Here is a 12228-nt window from a genome sequence, read left to right on the forward strand (position 1 = left end):
GGCGTCGTCGTGCGTGCGTGCGTGCGGGCAGCGTGCGTCGTCGCTCACGACCACGGTACCGACGCCGGCGCAGGTCGGAGCCGAAGTGCGCCGGCGCGTCAGAGCCGCAGTGCCAGCGCGTTCGCGGTGAGGCCCGCCGCGGTCCCGCAGAGCAGGACGGTGTCGCCCGGCCCGAGCCGCCCGTCGTCCAGGCACCGGGCGAGCGTGTACGGCACCGACGACGACACCATGTTCCCGTACTCGGCGACCGCGTCGACGTACTTGCCCGGCGGGATGCCGATCCGGCGCATCGCGATGCCGAGCGCCCCGCTGGCCTGGTGCGGCACGACGAGGTCGACGTCGTCGAGGGTCAGCCCGCTCCGTGCGAAGAACCGCTCGAAGAACCCCGGCAGCACGCCGAGCATCCCCATCAGGGCACGCCGCCCGTCCATGTCGAACAGGTAGTCGGCCGGGTCCCCGTCGGCGTACGCCTGCGCCGGGAAGCGGGACAGGCCGCCACGCAGCTCGGTGTCGTGCGCGTGCGCGGGCCAGGTCTGCTGCAGCGCGGACAGGACGCCCTGCCCGCCGTCACCCCGGGTGAGCACGACCGCGGCCCCGGCGTCCGAGAACAGCTCGGCGGACTCGCGCTGCGCCGGGTCGAGGAACCGGGAACCGACGTCACCGGACACGACCAGCACGCGCTCGTGGTCGCCGTCCTCCAGGTAGCGGGAGGCCACGTCGAGCGCCGTGATGAAGCTCGTGCACGTGGACCCGACGTCGAGCGCTGCGGCACGGGCACCCGGCGCGACCCGCTCCATGACGAGTGCGGCCGTGCACGGGATCGGCTGCACCCCGGCGGCACAGGCCGCGATGACGAGGTCGAGGTCGTCGGCGTCGATCCCGGCCGACACGATCGCCCGGGACGCGGCCTCGGCGAGCATGTCGAGGTGCGACACGTCGTCGGCGATCCGGTACCGCGTCACGGTCCGCACCCCGCTGCCGAACGTGACGGCGCGCTCCGGCAGGGACGTGCCCCACCCGGTGATCCTGCAGTGCTTCATGGTCCCCCTCGGTCGTGCGCGACGAGCAGGTCGACCCCCGCCGGGTGCTCGTCGTGGCTGAACAGCAGTCTGGTACCCGCGCGCTCCAGGTCGAGCAGTCGCCGGGCGGTGTCGCGCTGGGCGTCGGCGTCGTGCGCGACCGCGCGGGGCAGGGCGCGGAGTGCCCCCTCCCGCCCGAGCAGGTCTCGCGACCACGCGGCGTCGCCGGCGAGCAGCACCCGGTCGGCGACGAGGGCGCCGAGCTGGCCGTCGGCGTGGCCGGGCAGGCGCACGAGCCGGTACACGCCGTCGCCGAACGGGTCCGCGACCGCGAGGCCGGCGGGTCCGGGGCGGAACGCGGCGTCCGGCACGACGTCGAGACGGTCGGTCAGGTCCGCCGGCAGCAGGCCGCGCAGCACCCCGTCCCGCAGGCGCGGGTGCGCGATCCGCCGCCGGACGCCCTCGCTCACCAGGACCCGGGCGTGCGGGACGGCCGCGAGCCCGCCGACGTGGTCGGGGTGCAGGTGGGACAGCACGACGTGGGTCACGGCCGCGGTGTCGACGACGTCGGCCAGGGTCGCCCCGGGCGGGACCACCGGGGGCAGCAGGCGACGGTACAGCCGACCCGCGACCCCGGTCGCCCAGGGCAGCGGCGCGTACCCGGTGTCGAACAGGACCCGTCGCCCGCCGCCGCTCCACAGGAACACCCCGGCGGGGAACACCCGGCGCTCCCGCGGGGCACCGCGGAGCAGCTGGTGGACGTCGTGCGTCGTGTGCCCACAGGCGAAGGCGTGCAGCGTGCCGATCCCGCCCGCGCCGCCCCCGTCGCCCGCGCCGACTCCGCCGGCCGGCGCCGCGTCGTGCTCAACCACGCAGCACCGACGCGTAGCTCGCGAGCGCGTCGTCGAGGGACACCAGCGGCTCGTACCCGAGCACCCGCCGGGCACGGGAGACGTCGAGCGTCTGCGAGTGGGTGATCGTCGAGACGGTGTACCGCGTGACGGGCGGCTCGGGGTGGCCGGGCAGCACCGCGCACACGGCCTCGAGCACCCCGGCGACGCCGTACACCAGGCGCGCGGGCAGGTGTCGGTGCCGCAGCGGGAGCCCGAGTCCGGTGAGCAGCTGGTCGAGCAGCTCGACGAACGGCCTCGGGTCGTCGTTCGTCACGTTGAACGCGAGCCCGGCGGCACCGGGGACCTCGGCCGCGAGCCGGACCGCGTGCGCGACGTTCTCGACCGCCGTCAGGTCGACGAGGCCCCGGCCGCCGTCGAGCACCGGCACGCCGACGCGCGCGTGCACCCGGAGCAGCCGCGGCACCAGGCCGGTGTCGCCCGCCCCGACGACCCCGCGCGGCCGGAGCACGACGACCTCGGGGTTCCGCGGGTCCGCCGCCGCGGCACGCAGGAGCGACTCGGCCTGGGTCTTCGAGCGGATGTAGTGGTTCATCGGCCGGCTCGGGTCGACCTGGTCCTCGCGGATGTCGAGCCGGTCGCGGGGTGCGGCGTAGATCCCGGGCGAGGAGACGTGCACGAGCCGCCGGGCGCCCACGCGCCGCGCGTACTCGAGGACCTTCCGCGTCCCGGTGACGTTCGCGTGCTCGAACTCCGCCCACCGGCCCCACGGCGAGGACAGTGCGGCGCAGTGCACCACGACGTCGGCGGGGACGTCGGCGTGCGCGAGGTCGTCGAGGTCCCCGACGTGCACGGCACCGGCGGGCAGCGCCTCGGCACGACGCCCGGACGCGGTCACCCGGTACCCGTGCTCGCGCAGCGTCCGCACGACGTGCCCGCCGACGAACCCGCTCGCACCGGTCACCAGTGCCCGCTCCCCCATGTCGACCGATCCTAGGCGCACCCCCCGTCCGCGCCCGGGTGGCGGACCGGGCTCCCCCTAGGCTCGGGGCGTGCGGATCGCCCTCGTCACCGACTACTACCTGCCGACGCTCGGCGGGGTGCAGACCGCCGTGCGCTCCCTGGCCGAGGCACTGACCACCGCGGGCCACGAGGTGACGGTGTTCTGCCCGGACGACCCGGCGGGCCCCTGGCACGACCCCGCCCGGCACGACCTCGCCGCGCACGACCCAGCCGGGCACGACTCCGCGGCCGGGCACGACACAGCCGCCGACGGCAGCCCCGCGGCCGCGCACGACCCCGCCACCGCGCCGGGTCCCGCCGTCGTCGGCCTCCCCGTCGCCCGCGCCTTCCGCCCCGACGGCTACCCCTTCGCCTGGTCCCCCCGGCGCGTCCGGGCCGTGCTCCGTCGCGCCTTCGCCGCCCGGGGCGTCGAGGTCGTGCACACCCACTCGGAGATGTTCGCCGCGCTCGGCGGGATCCGCGCCGCGCAGGACCTCGGGCTCCCCGTCGTCCACACCATGCACGGTCGGATCGACGTCTACACCCGGAACGTGCTCCCGCTGCCGGCGCTCACGACCGTGCTCCTCGCCCGGTTGCACGCCGCCCAGGTCGACCACCGCGGCATCCGGGTCGGCGCGGACACCCCGTACACCCGCACGCGGACCGCCCGGCGGATGTGGCGGGTCATGCTCGCGCAGTCCCGGGCGAGCGACCACGTGCTCGTCCCCTCGCGGCACTTCGCCGACAAGCTCGTCGACCGGGGCGTGCGCACGCCGGTGTCGGTCCTGACGAACGGCATCGAGCCCGCGGTGCTCGACGCCCTCGGTCCCGCCCGCGAGCGGACCCGGCAGCCCGACGAGCCCCTCCGCGTGCTCTGGGTGGGCCGGCTGTCGCCGGAGAAGCGCCCGGAGGTCCTCGTCGCGGCAGCGCGCTCGTTCCCGCCGGGGACCGTCGTCGACGTGCTCGGCGACGGGGTCTCGCGCGCGGCGGTGGCCCGGGCGGCGGCGGGTGGACCGGTGACGCTGCACGGCTCGACGCCGCACCCGCGGGTCCTCGAGATGATGCGGCGCGCGCACGTGCTCGTGTCGAGCTCGTCCGGCTTCGACAACCAGCCGATGGTGATGCTCGAGGCCGTCGCGACCGGCCTGCCGGTCGTGCACTGCGACCCCGACCTCGCCGAGGTCGTGCCCGACGGCGGCGGCTTCACGACGCCGACGCCGGACGCCGCGGGGATCGTCGCGACGATCCGGCACCTGCACGACGACCCGGCGGCGCTCACGGCCGCGAGCCGCGCGCTCGTCGCGGCGCGCGGCCGCGTCGAGCAGCGCGTCGACGACCTGGTCGACGTCTACGCGAGCGTCCTGCGTCCGTCCCGCACCACCTGACGGACGGGAGGCGCCGTGCCCGGCCCGCCACGCGCCTCCCGGCCGCACCGTGCGCCGGACCGGAGGCGCCGTACCCGGCCCGCCACCCGCCTCCCGGCCGCACCGTGCGCCGGACCGGAGGCGCCGTACCCGGCCCGCCACCCGCCTCCGGCCCGCACCGCACGACGGACGGGAGGCACGGTGCCGTCCCGCACCGTGCCTCCCGTCCGTCCGCCGCTCACGCCGAGCGGCGCGCGGTCACCGGACCTTCTTGATGGGCAGGATCACGAGTGCCCCGAGGAGCACCGCGACGCCCGCACCCCAGAGCATGAGCGTGTAGTTCTGCCCGCCGCCGGTGCCGAGCAGGAACAGGCCGACGGCCGGGGCGAGCGACTGCGGCAGCGCGTTCGCGATGTTGATCACGCCGAGGTCCTTGCCGGGGCGCTCCGGGTCGGGCAGCACGTCGACCACGAGCGCGGTGTCGATCGCGGCGTAGATGCCGAAGGCGAAGCCGAGCACGACCTCGGCGAAGTAGAACCCGCCGACCGAGTCGACGTGCGCCAGGATCACGAGGCCGACCGCGGTGAGGGCGGTCGATCCCCAGACGAAGACCTTGCGGCGGCGGATGCGGTCGGACACCCATCCGGAGACCGCGGCGCTGACGAGCAGGGCGACCGTGTAGAGCAGGACGCCGAACGCGACCGTCGCGGTGGCCTGGGCCACGTCCTCGATGCCGATCTGGTCCTTGATGTAGAGCAGGCGGTAGGTCGTGAACATGAACGTGCCGAAGGTGATCAGGAAGCGGCCCCACCAGGCGAGCCCGAAGTCCGGGTGCTTGATCGGGTTCGTCCAGAACGACGCGATGAGGGTCAGCCAGCTGAAGGGCTTGGTGGTCGTCGGGAGCTCGTCGCGGGCCACGACGCAGTAGACGAGGATCACGACGACGGCCAGGACGCCCGGTGCGATGAAGAGCACCGGCAGGTTGCCGACCAGGTACACGGCGAGGTAGAGCCCGGCCAGGATCGCGATGTTCTGCGCGAGGGCGATGACGCTCGATGCCTTGCCGCGCTGGAACTCGGGCACGTTGTCGGCGAAGCTCGCGGTCAGGGTGGCGAGGACCGCGTTGGCGGAGACCTGGGCGAGGACCCACGCGAGGGTGAGCTGCAGCACGTCCGGCGAGAACGCCAGCCACGCGAGCGCGGCGACGAAGACGACGACGCCGATGACCATCCAGGGCCGGCGACGACCCCAGCGCGTGCGGGTGCGGTCGGAGAGTGCGCCGGCGAGCGGGTTCGCGAGCAGGGCGCCGAGGGCACCGAACGGCAGGACCGAGCCGACGATCGTCTCGGGGCTGTCCGGGTTGAGCACCGTCGCCTTGATCGACATGCTCACGAAGACCGGGGTGAGCAGCGCGGCGAACAGACCGAACTGGGCGAGGCTGAGCGCCCAGAGGTACTTCGGGCCGACGCGGACCGTGCTGACGGACTGCGTGAGGCCCTCGACCGAGAACGCTCGCGATGCCGCTGCGGGGTCGGAGCTCGTCGCCCCGGCGGCTGCGGTGACCGGCGGGTTCGCGGTACCGGCGAGACCGGTCTGCGGTTCTTCCTTCGACGTCGGTGTCGACATGACTCCTCCTCGAGCCATCGGGGGCCTGGGGCCTCTCGAATACCTAGTGCTACTAGGTGGAGTGACCGTAGCACCGAAAACCTTGCAGCGGAAGGGTTCTGTCCGGCCACCTCGGAACACCACGAGGGAGGCCGCGGTTGGCTCGACGGGTGGCCGATGCGCGGCCGCCACTGACGAAAGGTGCACCCGTGACCCAGACGGTCTTCCTCGAGGTCCGGTTCCGCGACGACGTCGGCCAGGACGCGATCGACGCCGCGGTCCGCGAGACCCTCGCCCAGACGGCGGGCTTCGCCGGCAACGAGTCGCTCGAGGTGCTCTTCGACGACGCCGACCCGACCCGTGCGGTCGTGCTCGAGCGCTGGACGACCGCGGCCGACCACGACGCCTACGTCGCGTGGCGTGCGACCCCGGAGGGCGCTCCGGAGGCCCTCGGCGCCGTGCTCGCCGGACCGCCCGTCACCCGGACGTTCGGCCGCACGCTCGACCTGGCCTGACCCGGTCACGACGACGCCCCGCACACCAGCGTGTGCGGGGCGTCGTGGTGCCGGCGACGGGCTCAGCCGAACGGGACGACCCGCACGACCACCGCCACGACGAGCATCGCGACCGACACCACCGCCGCGCGCCACAGCACCTTCCGGTGGTGGTCGCCGAGGTTGACGTTCGCGAGCGACACGAGCAGCAGGATCGCCGGCACGAGCGGGCTCTGCATGTGCACGGGCTGCCCCACCACCGAGGCCCGCGCCATCTCGGCGGGCGTGATCCCGAACGCGGCGGCGCTCTCGGACAGCACCGGCAGGATCCCGAAGTAGAACGCGTCGTTGCTCATGAAGAACGTGAGCGGCATGCTCAACACCCCGGTGATGCCCGCGAGGTACGGCCCCATCGAGTCGGGGATCACCGCGACCAGCCAGTCCGCCATCGCCGCGACCATCCCGGTGCCGTCGAGCACACCGATGAGCACCCCGGCGGCGAACACCATCGACACGACGCCGACGATGCTCGGCGCGTGCGCCACGATCTGCGCGGTCTGCTGCTTGAGCTGCGGGAAGTTCACGAGCAGGGCGATCGCCGTGCCGACCATGAACACGTACGCCAGCGGCAGCAGCCCGGTGACGAGGGCGACCATGACCACGACGGTCAGCGCGAGGTTCACCCAGATGCGCCCCGGGCGGAGCGTGGGACGGTCCGGGTCGAGCATGGTGGCCGCGAGCGACGAGCCACCACCGGCGGCCTGGTCGACGCCGGTCGCGTCGTCGTCGATCCCGTCGACGCCCTCGCCGTCCGCCCGCCGCCCGTCGGCCTTGCCGCCGCGCAGGCCGAGCGCGACCGTGGGGCTCGTGAACATGCCCCCGCCGGTGCCACCGACGGCCGCGAGCACGCGGGACCCGGCACCCGCGGGTGTCCGTTCGGCACGGCGCTCGGTGCGGAGCGACTCGGTGAACTCGATCAGCCCGAGCCGCTTGCGCTCCCGGAGCCCCATCGTCCACGCGAAGACGAAGCACAGCACGAGGCCGACGACGAGCGACGGGATGAGCGGCACGAAGATCTCCGACGGCTCGATCTTCAACGCCGCGGCCGCACGGGCGGTCGGCCCGCCCCACGGCACGATGTTCAGCGTGCCGTTCGTCAGGCCGGCGACGCAGGTCAGCACGACCGGGCTCATCCCGAGCTTGAGGTAGATCGGCAGCATCGCCGCGGTGACCACGATGAAGGTCGTCGACCCGTCGCCGTCGAGCGACACCGCGCCGGCGAGCAACGCGGTCCCGAGCACGATCTTCGCCGGGTCGTTGCCGGTGACCTTGAGGATGAACCGCACGAGCGGGTCGAACAGGCCGACGTCGATCATGAGCCCGAAGTACATGATCGCGAACATGAGCAGCGCCGCGGTCGGGGCGAGCGTGCCGATCGCCTTCATCACCATGTCGCCGAGGCCCAGCCCGGCCCCGGCGAACAGTCCGAAGACGGTCGGCACGATGATCAGGGCGAGCATCGGCGACATGCGCTTCGTCATGATGAGCACCATGAACGCCGCGATCATCGCGTAGCCGAGGATGACGAGCATCGGGACTCCTTCGTCCGTGTCGAGCAGTTGGGGCAACCTACGACCCGGCCTGGAGGCGCGGCGCGCTTCTGCGCGTTGGCCCACCATCGCGCGTTGACCGCGTTCTGCGCGTTCTGCGCACGCGGGTCGGCGCGCGCTCCGTACGCTGTGGTCCGTGACCGACGACCGCTCACGGCGCCGCCCCCGGCTCCGCTTCGCCACCCAGGTGCTGGTGCTGCAGCTGGTCGTGGTCGTCGCGGTCGTCCTGCTCACGAGCGCCGTCTTCGTCCGCGTCGAGGTCGCCCGGCTCGAACGGGCCGCCGAGGGCACCGCGCTCGCGATCGCGCAGAGCGTCGCCGCCCAGGACGACGTGCGCACCGAGGTGGCCCGGCTCAGCGTCGACGGCACGGCCCTCGACCGCACGGCGCTCGCGGACGGACCGGTGCAGCAGGCGGCCCTCGCCGCGCAGCGACGGACCGGTGCGCTCTTCGTCGTGGTGACCGACGACCGGGGCGTCCGGCTGGCGCACCCCGACCCGGACCGCATCGGCGAGATGGTGAGCACCTCCCCCGACGCGGCGCTGCGCGGCCGGGAGACCGTGTCGTGGGCGCGCGGCACCCTCGGGGAGTCGGCACGCGCGAAGGTCCCCGTCTACGCGCCCGGAGCGGACGCGACCCGAGCGGACGCGACCCGCGCCGACGCGGACGGCACCGACGGGGCGGACGCGAGCCGCGCCTCCCGGCCGGGCACCGGGGTCGTCGGCGAGGTGAGCGTCGGCTTCACGCGCGACCGGGTCTACGACACCCTCGTCGAGGACAGCGTGCCGGTCGTCGGCGCCGCCGTCGCGGCGGTGCTGCTCGGGCTCGTCGCCTCGCTGCTGCTGCGTCGACGGCTCGTCCGACTGACACTCGGCGTGCAGCCCGAGGAGCTCGTGACGCTCGTGCAGAACCAGCAGGCCGTGCTCGGCGGGGTCGACGAGGGCGTGCTCGCGACGCGGCCGGACGGCACCGTGACCGTCTGCAACCCCGAGGCCGCGCGCCTGCTCGCACTGGCGGACCCGGTCGGTCGGCCGGTGCGGGAGCTCGCGCTGCCCGTCGGCCTCGCGGCCGCGCTCGACCCCGGGGCCTCGGTCCCGTCGAGCACGACCGTCGTCGCCGGCACGCGCGTGCTGCTCGTCGACGTCCGCTCGGTCACCCGCGACGGGGTCGACCTCGGCCGCGTCGCCGTGCTGCGGGACCGCACCGACGTCGAGGCGCTGTCCCGGCGGCTCGACGCGGTCGGCTCGCTCACCGAGGCCCTGCGCGCGCAGCGGCACGAGTTCGCGAACCGCCTGCACGCGATCGCCGGACTGCTCGACCTCGGCGAGACCGGACGTGCCCGCTCGTACCTCGCCGACGTGCAGGAGCGCGGGCCGCTGCGCTACCCGGTGCAGCACGCCGACCGGCTGACCGAGCCGTACCTGCAGGCGTTCCTCGGCGCGAAGGGCGTCGAGGCGGCCGAGCGCGGGGTGCTCCTGCGGATCGGCGCCGAGACGATGATGCAGGGCACCGTCACCGACCCGGGCGACTGCACGACCGTGCTCGGCAACCTCGTGGACAACGCCGTGACCGCGGCACTGCAGGGCGACGACCCGACGCCGTGGGTCGAGGTCGAGGTGCTCGACGACGGCGCGGTGCTGCACCTGTCGGTGATGGACTCCGGTCAGGGGGTCGCCGACGGGGTGGACCCGTTCGCGCGGCGGTCCCCCGTCGTCGACCCGGCAGCGACCGGCGACCCGGGCGGTCCCGACCCGGACCGGGCGCACGGGTGGGGCATCGGGCTCCCCCTGTCGCGGGAGGTCGCCCGTCGGCGCGGCGGGGACGTGTGGCTCGCCTCGGCGGGCGGGGACGACCACGGCGCGGTGTTCTGCGCCCGACTCGAAGGGGTGGTGCGACCGTGACCGACGACGCGACCGTGCTCGTGGTGGACGACGACTTCCACGTCGCCGAGCTGCACCGACGCCAGGTCGACCAGGTCCCGGGCTTCCGGGCGCTCGACCCGGTCGGGACGATCGCCGCAGCGCGGTCGGTCCTCGCGAGCACCCCGGTCGACCTCGTGCTCGTCGACGTCTACCTGCCCGACGGCAGCGGGATCGACCTGCTGCGGGCGGTCGACACGGACGCCTTCGTGCTCAGCGCCGCCTCGGACGCCGGGACCGTGCGCCGGGCGATGCGGCACGGGGCCCTCGCGTACCTCATCAAGCCGTTCGGGTCGGGCGTGCTCGCCGAGCGGCTCCGGGCGTACGCGCGCTCCCGGAACGTGCTCGACGAGCGCGCGACCCTCGACCAGGAGGCCGTCGAGCGGGCGTTCCGGATCCTGCACGCCGGGGACGGCGGCGGGGCGTCCCCCTCCCGTGCGGCGACCGCGGCGCTCGTGCTCGAGCAGCTCTCCGCCGAGGTCGAGCGGTCGGCCGCCGAGGTCGCCGGCGCGATCGGGGTGTCCCGGGCGACGGCGCAGCGGTACCTGGCGCAGCTCACCGCGGACGGGACGGTGACGATGCAGCTGCGGTACGGGGCGGCGGGGCGGCCGGAGCACCGGTACACGCGGCGGTGAGCCGGTTCCGCGCGGGGTGCACAGCCGGCGCGCTGGCGCATTCGGGCAGCGTCTCCGGACCGGTGACGCCGCCCGGGTGACCGGCTGCCGGACGGGAGGCGCGTGGCGGGCCCGCACCGCGCCTCCCGTCCGACACCGGGTCACGCCGTGACCGCGACCTCCGTCGCCTGCCGCCCGATCGCGAAGTCCGTCGCCGTGCCGCGCACGGCCGCGCGGTAGCCACCCCGGAACCCGTGCACCCGCACCTGCCCGCGCTCGTCGGTGCGCAGCACCGTCGGCCCCGTCCACCACTCGTCCTTGACGAGCCGGCGCAACGCCTCGTACGACGGCTTCGGCGTCCCGTCCGCGTGCACGAGCCCGATCGGCGCACCGAGCCAGGCGCCCGCGTCGGTGATGCCCCAGTAGGTGACCGCCTCGACGGCCGGGTGCCCGACCAGGCTGCGGTAGTGCCGTTCGACCTCGTCGGCCTGACGGGCCTCGCCCTCGGGCGTGGACGGCCACGAGTCGACCTGGTGGTCGTTGAGGTCGACGACGTCGGCGGGCATGAGGTCGCCCGAGACGAGCGAGGTCTCGGTCAGGTGCAGCGGCAGGCCGTACCGGGCGAAGCGGTCGACCATCGCGAGCATCGCCTCCTCGCCCCGGTAGCCCTGGTGCATGTGGGTCTGCAGGCCGATCGCGTCGATCTGCACCCCGGCCTCGAGGACCCCCTCGATGAGGCACTCGTACGCGCTCGACAGGTCGAAGTCGTTGAGCAGCAGGGTGGCGTGCGGATTCGTGGCACGGGCCTCCTCGAACGCCATCCGGATCGTCGGGATGCGGCCCTTCGCCCGGGCGAGCGGCGTGATCGCGTTGTCGCCGTTGGCGAAGACCGGCATGATGACGACCTCGTTGATCGCGTCCCACGTGTCGACCAGGCCGGCGAAGTCCCCGACCTCACGGCGGATGCGCTCCCGTTGCAGCCGTTCGACCTCGTCGAGCGGCAGCCCGAGGAGCCAGTCGGGCTGCACGGTGTGCCAGACGAGCGGGTGGCCCTTCAGGGCGACGCCGCGGTCCCGGAACCAGCGTGCCGTCGCCTGCAGGCGGACCGTGTCGGGTGCGCCGCGCTCGGGTTCGAAGCGGCCCCAGTAGAACGGCAGGGTCGCCGTCGTGAACACGTCGGTGTACAGGTCGGCGAGCCGTTCCAGCCGGTCCCGCTCGTCGCCGTCGACCTCGTCGTTCGCGAGTCCGACGAAGTCGAAGCCGATGTTGCCGAACCCGAACGCGTGCCCGGTCTGCTCGACGGTCACGTCGACGTCCGGCACCGGAGCGCCGTCGCGGTCGAGGACGGTCAGGGTCGCCGTGCCGGTGCGGTGCGCGACCGCCTGCTGCTGTGCTCCGTGCATGTCCGCGGCTCCTCCGCCGTCACCCTCCCGGACACCGTCGTCCCGGATTTGTTGTGCGGCCGAACATAGCAACCGTGCGCGGCGCTGTCAGGAGGGCGAGGTGCCGTCTGTCCGCTCGACGATGCGCTCGCCCGTCTCCGGGTCCCAGCCGACGGTGCGGGGCGGCTGCTCCCGGGGACGTCGCGGGAGCGGTGGGAACCACGGACGGGCGGCGGGGAGGAAGCTCAGCACGACGGCGACGACGACGAGCACGAACCACCAGGTGGCGGCCGCGACGGCGACGACGGCCGGTCGTACCGGCACGGACCGCGACAGGTCGGCCACGACATCCTGGTACCGCTCCTGAAC

11 protein-coding genes are annotated in these 12228 nt (G+C 74.4%); 4 read left to right on the plus strand and 7 right to left on the minus strand.

The annotated features are described in order from the left end of the window. Positions 1-98 precede the first annotated feature (98 nt). The 3 genes from QOL15_RS13575 to QOL15_RS13585 are packed head-to-tail and all read right to left on the minus strand — an operon-like array spanning position 99 to position 2852. Entirely contained in the window at positions 99-1040 is a 942-nt protein-coding gene (locus QOL15_RS13575; RefSeq protein ID WP_071249701.1) for a 3-oxoacyl-ACP synthase III family protein, read from the minus strand. Then, on the minus strand, positions 1037-1891 hold the full coding sequence (locus QOL15_RS13580; protein WP_071249699.1) for an MBL fold metallo-hydrolase: 855 nt from the start codon (positions 1889-1891) through the stop codon (positions 1037-1039). The genes QOL15_RS13575 and QOL15_RS13580 overlap by 4 nt, the downstream gene beginning before the upstream one ends. Further along, the gene (locus tag QOL15_RS13585; RefSeq protein WP_071249697.1) at positions 1884-2852 is read right to left on the minus strand and encodes an NAD(P)-dependent oxidoreductase; all 969 of its coding nucleotides are present in this window, start codon (positions 2850-2852) and stop codon (positions 1884-1886) included. Before QOL15_RS13585 ends, QOL15_RS13580 begins: the two co-directional genes overlap by 8 nt. A gap of 70 nt (positions 2853-2922) precedes the next feature. Here QOL15_RS13585 and QOL15_RS13590 point away from each other — a divergent pair, with 70 nt between their 5' ends. Next, entirely contained in the window at positions 2923-4257 is a 1335-nt protein-coding gene (locus tag QOL15_RS13590; RefSeq protein WP_071249695.1) for a glycosyltransferase, read from the plus strand. A 237-nt stretch (positions 4258-4494) separates the two neighbouring features. Here the strand turns inward: QOL15_RS13590 and QOL15_RS13595 are convergent, their stop codons facing one another. After that, the gene (locus QOL15_RS13595) at positions 4495-5862 is read right to left on the minus strand and encodes an MFS transporter (RefSeq protein ID WP_065964094.1); all 1368 of its coding nucleotides are present in this window, start codon (positions 5860-5862) and stop codon (positions 4495-4497) included. A gap of 188 nt (positions 5863-6050) precedes the next feature. Here QOL15_RS13595 and QOL15_RS13600 point away from each other — a divergent pair, with 188 nt between their 5' ends. After that, the gene (locus QOL15_RS13600; RefSeq protein WP_065964093.1) at positions 6051-6356 is read left to right on the plus strand and encodes a putative quinol monooxygenase; all 306 of its coding nucleotides are present in this window, start codon (positions 6051-6053) and stop codon (positions 6354-6356) included. A 62-nt stretch (positions 6357-6418) separates the two neighbouring features. Here QOL15_RS13600 and QOL15_RS13605 read toward each other — a convergent pair whose 3' ends face one another. Further along, positions 6419-7927 (minus strand): CitMHS family transporter, encoded by a 1509-nt coding sequence (locus QOL15_RS13605; RefSeq protein ID WP_065964088.1) that lies wholly within the window; start codon positions 7925-7927, stop codon positions 6419-6421. Between the two features lie 154 nt (positions 7928-8081). On the opposite strand from QOL15_RS13605, the gene QOL15_RS13610 reads away from it, so the two are divergent. Together QOL15_RS13610 and QOL15_RS13615 are read left to right on the plus strand one after the other, a co-directional pair. Beyond that, positions 8082-9845: an ATP-binding protein gene (locus tag QOL15_RS13610; RefSeq protein ID WP_071247009.1), complete on the plus strand. Its 1764-nt coding sequence runs from the start codon at positions 8082-8084 to the stop codon at positions 9843-9845. Then, the gene (locus tag QOL15_RS13615; protein ID WP_071247007.1) at positions 9842-10498 is read left to right on the plus strand and encodes a response regulator; all 657 of its coding nucleotides are present in this window, start codon (positions 9842-9844) and stop codon (positions 10496-10498) included. Before QOL15_RS13610 ends, QOL15_RS13615 begins: the two co-directional genes overlap by 4 nt. A gap of 140 nt (positions 10499-10638) precedes the next feature. Here the strand turns inward: QOL15_RS13615 and QOL15_RS13620 are convergent, their stop codons facing one another. Then, positions 10639-11880 carry an endo-1,4-beta-xylanase gene (locus QOL15_RS13620; protein ID WP_071247005.1) on the minus strand — a complete coding sequence of 414 codons (1242 nt, stop codon included), beginning with the start codon at positions 11878-11880 and terminating at the stop codon, positions 10639-10641. Between the two features lie 87 nt (positions 11881-11967). Beyond that, the gene (locus QOL15_RS13625; RefSeq protein WP_065964081.1) at positions 11968-12204 is read right to left on the minus strand and encodes a hypothetical protein; all 237 of its coding nucleotides are present in this window, start codon (positions 12202-12204) and stop codon (positions 11968-11970) included. Positions 12205-12228: the final 24 nt, after the last annotated feature.

The sequence above is a fragment of the Curtobacterium sp. MCBA15_012 genome, assembly GCF_001864935.2.
GTDB lineage: Bacteria > Actinomycetota > Actinomycetes > Actinomycetales > Microbacteriaceae > Curtobacterium.

What these genes read in the sequence shown, in the direction of transcription:
- QOL15_RS13585 (WP_071249697.1), bottom strand. Translation starts at nt 2,852, where the DNA reads ATGGGGGAGCGGGCACTGGTGACCGGTGCGAGCGGGTTCGTCGGCGGG.
- QOL15_RS13595 (WP_065964094.1), bottom strand. Translation starts at nt 5,862, where the DNA reads ATGTCGACACCGACGTCGAAGGAAGAACCGCAGACCGGTCTCGCCGGT.
- QOL15_RS13575 (WP_071249701.1), bottom strand. Translation starts at nt 1,040, where the DNA reads ATGAAGCACTGCAGGATCACCGGGTGGGGCACGTCCCTGCCGGAGCGC.
- QOL15_RS13605 (WP_065964088.1), bottom strand. Translation starts at nt 7,927, where the DNA reads ATGCTCGTCATCCTCGGCTACGCGATGATCGCGGCGTTCATGGTGCTC.
- QOL15_RS13620 (WP_071247005.1), bottom strand. Translation starts at nt 11,880, where the DNA reads ATGCACGGAGCACAGCAGCAGGCGGTCGCGCACCGCACCGGCACGGCG.